A 2,034-nucleotide genomic window follows, 5' to 3' on the forward strand; every position below is an offset into this window, starting at 1 on the left:
GACGGCCGTGTTCTCCGCCTTCCGCGTCACCGCCGCCTAGCGGCATCCCCCCCCCCCGGGGGGGGGGGGGGGGGGGGCGCCCCCCCCCCCCCCCCCCCCCGCCCCTCCTCCGTTCGGGCGACGGGACCGTCAGCGGGTGCCGATCTCGTCCGTGAGCTGCGGCAGCACCTCGAAGAGGTCGCCGACCACGCCGTAGTCCACCAGGTCGAAGATCGGGGCCTCCGGGTCCTTGTTGACCGCCACGATCGTCTTCGACGTCTGCATGCCGGCCCGGTGCTGGATCGCACCGGAGATGCCCGCCGCGACGTACAGCTGCGGCGAGACCTGCTTGCCGGTCTGGCCGACCTGGTTGGAGTGCGGGTACCAGCCCGCGTCCACGGCGGCACGGGAGGCGCCGACGGCCGCGCCGAGCGAGTCGGCCAGCTTCTCGACGACCGCGAAGCCCTCGGCCGCGCCGACACCGCGGCCGCCGGAGACCACGATCGCGGACTCGGTCAGCTCGGGGCGGCCGGTGGACACGCGCGGGGTGCGCGAGACGACCTTCGCGGCGTTGCCGGTGAAGGCGACGGTGACGTTCTCGACCGTACCGGCGGCCGAAGAAGCCTCCGGAGCGGTGGAGTTGGGCTTGACGGTGATGACCGGCACGCCGTGCGTGACCGTCGAGCGCACCTGGTACGAGGCGGCGAAGACGGACTGGGTGGCGACCGGGCCGTTCTCGCCGGCCTCCAGCTCCACGGCGTCGGTGATCAGACCGGAGCCGAGGCGGAGCGCGACGCGGGCCGCGATCTCCTTGCCCTCGCCGGAGGAGGTCACCAGGACGGCGGCCGCCCCCTTGTCCTTGGCGAGCTGGGTGAGCGCGTCGACCTTCGGCACGACCAGCTCGTCGGCGAACTCGGCGGCGTCCGCGACGTACACGGTCGCCGCGCCGTACTCGCCGGCGGTGGCGGCGATCGACGCCGCGGCCTCGCCGGCGCCGAGCACGACGGCCGAGGGCTCGCCGATACGGCGGGCCAGGGTCAGCAGTTCGAGGGCCGGCTTACGGACCGCACCGTCGGCGTGGTCCACGAGGACCAGGATCTCAGCCATGATTCGTTGCTCCTGTTCGGGTGTCTGGCCGGCGGTGGGTCAGATGAACTTCTGGGTGGCGAGGAAGGCGGCGAGCTGCTTGCCGCCGTCGCCCTCGTCCGTGACGATCGTGCCCTGCGTACGGGCCGGGCGCGCGGCCACGGCGTCGACCAGGGTCCAGGCCCCGGCGAGGCCCACCTCGTCGGCGTCGATGTCCAGGTCGTCCAGGTCCAGCTCCTGGACCGGCTTCTTCTTGGCGGCCATGATCCCCTTGAAGGAGGGGTAGCGGGCCTCGCCGGACTGGTCGGTGACCGAGACGACGGCCGGCAGCGGGGCCTCCAGGAGCTCGGTGGCGGCGTCGCCGTCACGGCGGCCCTTCACCAGGCCGTCCTCGACGGAGAGCTCCGAGACCAGCGTGACCTGCGGCAGGTTCAGGCGCTCGGCGAGCAGCGCGGGCAGCACGCCCATCGAGCCGTCGGTCGAGGCCATGCCGCAGACGACCAGGTCGAAGCCGGTCTTCTCCAGGGCCTTGGCCAGGATCGCGGAGGTGGCGAAGACGTCGGAGCCGTGGATGTCCTCGTCGTTGACGTGGACGGCCTTGTCGGCGCCCATCGACAGCGCCTTGCGGAGCGCGTCCTTGGCGTCGTCCGGGCCCACGGTGACGACGGTGACCTCGGCCTCGTCGGCCTCCTCCGAGATGCGGAGGGCCTGCTCGACGGCGTACTCGTCCAGCTCCGAGAGCAGACCGTCGACGGCCTCGCGGTCGGTCGTCAGGTCGTCGGCGAAACCGCGGTCGCCGGTCGCGTCGGGGACGTACTTCACACAGACAGCGATCTTCAGGGTCACGGCCTGTCTCCTTTCGAGGGGCTGGTGATTACGGGAGGTTGCGGGCCATGACGATGCGCTGGACCTGGTTGGTGCCTTCGTAGATCTGGGTGATCTTGGCGTCGCGCATCATGCGCTCGACGG

At 72.1% G+C, this 2,034-nt stretch carries 3 protein-coding genes; all 3 read right to left on the reverse strand.

Annotated features, from left to right (window positions below):
- Positions 1-129: 129 nt before the first annotated feature.
- The gene (locus tag ACH4MY_RS38160) at positions 130-1,086 is read right to left on the reverse strand and encodes an electron transfer flavoprotein subunit alpha/FixB family protein (protein WP_398009454.1); all 957 of its coding nucleotides are present in this window, start codon (positions 1,084-1,086) and stop codon (positions 130-132) included.
- 39 nt (positions 1,087-1,125) lie between these two features.
- Positions 1,126-1,911, reverse strand: a complete 786-nt coding sequence (locus ACH4MY_RS38165; RefSeq protein ID WP_398009456.1) for an electron transfer flavoprotein subunit beta/FixA family protein — start codon at positions 1,909-1,911, stop codon at positions 1,126-1,128.
- Positions 1,912-1,939: 28 nt separating this feature from the next.
- Positions 1,940-2,034 (reverse strand): acyl-CoA dehydrogenase family protein (locus tag ACH4MY_RS38170; protein WP_132919430.1); only part of this gene is annotated, 95 nt, incomplete at its 5' end.

Source organism: Streptomyces sp. NPDC017246, assembly GCF_044331325.1.
Classification (GTDB): Bacteria; Actinomycetota; Actinomycetes; order Streptomycetales; family Streptomycetaceae; genus Streptomyces.

What these genes read in the sequence shown, in the direction of transcription:
- ACH4MY_RS38160 (WP_398009454.1), bottom strand. Translation starts at nt 1,086, where the DNA reads ATGGCTGAGATCCTGGTCCTCGTGGACCACGCCGACGGTGCGGTCCGT.